This is a genomic window from Lactobacillus delbrueckii subsp. delbrueckii DSM 20074 = JCM 1012, assembly GCF_001433875.1.
Taxonomy (GTDB): Bacteria; Bacillota; Bacilli; order Lactobacillales; family Lactobacillaceae; genus Lactobacillus; species Lactobacillus delbrueckii.
The window spans coordinates 1-1419 of the sequence record NZ_AZCR01000114.1; the positions used below are offsets into that span (position 1 = coordinate 1).

1 protein-coding gene is annotated in these 1419 nt (G+C 46.9%); it reads right to left on the reverse strand.

Annotated features, from left to right (window positions below; translation table 11 throughout):
• The coding region (locus FD23_RS08670; RefSeq protein WP_057717959.1) for an IS1634 family transposase at positions 1-1325 on the reverse strand (1325 nt) is incomplete at its 3' end.
• Between the last annotated feature and the right edge of the window lie 94 nt (positions 1326-1419).

Consider the following 1419-nt stretch of genomic DNA (forward strand, 5'->3'; position numbering starts at 1 on the left):
CTCTTGTAAAGATTCAAGGCTTCAGAGGCCGTCATCTTTTCGGAGGTCACGATCGCGAAATAGCCGCACAGCTGCAGCTCTCGTTCGATGACATCTTCCCGTTCCTCGTAGCCATAGAACTTGTCTTTGTGGTAGGTGAGCTTGAAATAATGCTCGTATCGCTTTGGAAGCTTGTATTCTCTGCCTTTTATCTTGTCCATCTCGGCTTCCATTCTGTCCAAATCAGCTTCCAGTCTAGCACGCTCGCTAGCCTGCTTCTTGGCCTTGTAGTAGATGTGGAAATAGCGGTCAGTGTCGTCATCCGCGTACAGCTTGGCTTTAACCGTTATGCCATAAGTCCGGTAAGCCTTGATGGAGCAGGCTCTCTTTGATTCGAATTCACCCATGTGCTCCATGATCAAGCCGTGTACAAAGGAGGCCCTGCCTTTAACCATCATCACGAAATCATAGTCGCACGAGTCCATGAATTGGATGTTAGCCTTACTGAAGTATCCACGATCAAGGATGAAACCTATCTTCTTATAGCCGTAGCCGCGAATCTTCTCCAGCATGTATTTCAGCTGCGAGACATCCACGATACTGCCCGGGTAGCTCTCGTAAAGCAGGGGCTTCTCATTGGTCATGTCGTAAGCAATCGAGTAGTTGATGATTGGCGTGCCAACGTCATTCTTAGGGTGACCGTATTCCGCCATCTCAATATCTCCAGCCTTGCAGTTCTTGTTGGTGGAGTCATAGGAAACGTAGATTTTCTCGTTCTTGTCGTGGGTGGCGTTCCAGCTGTTCAAGAAGTCGACCCTGTCATTATCATCGATCTCGCGAATGAAGCGCGAGATTGTAGAGTCGCTGTAAATCTTGTTCTGTGGCGTCATCAATGGGTGGTTGTAGGCATAATCCGGGAAGTGCTGAGCCACGTTGCTTTCTGCGATAACTGAATACGCGGCGAGATCAAGAAGCAGCCCTTTTCCCCGGTCATCCCAACGCTTCAAATGTTCAGCCAGCTTGTAGTCTTCAATAATTCGTCTGACTACAGAGAAGGCACCAATGCGGATACAGCTGCTTCTGGATTCGCTGACTGGCTCAGCCGCCGTTCCTTCGGCGGGAATCTCGATATCTGGGAAGAACTTTTCGAAGTTGGGGTTAGGAAACATCATTCCAGGATGATCTGGGTCAGCTTTCCCAATGGTCGTTCTTCTAGCAACGTTGTATTTCTTCTCGGGAAGGTACTCTCTAGCATAAGTGTATTCGATGTAGGTAGTCTTACCCCGTTTATTTCTGGAAATTTTACCAGTGTTCTTAGGAATATTAACCAGGCAGTTGTAGTACATGATGGCCTCCTTTGTTGAGTATGATATCATACTCAAATTATAACATAGAAAAGCACATCAATGCAAGCAAAGATGTGCTAAAAATACAGTATTT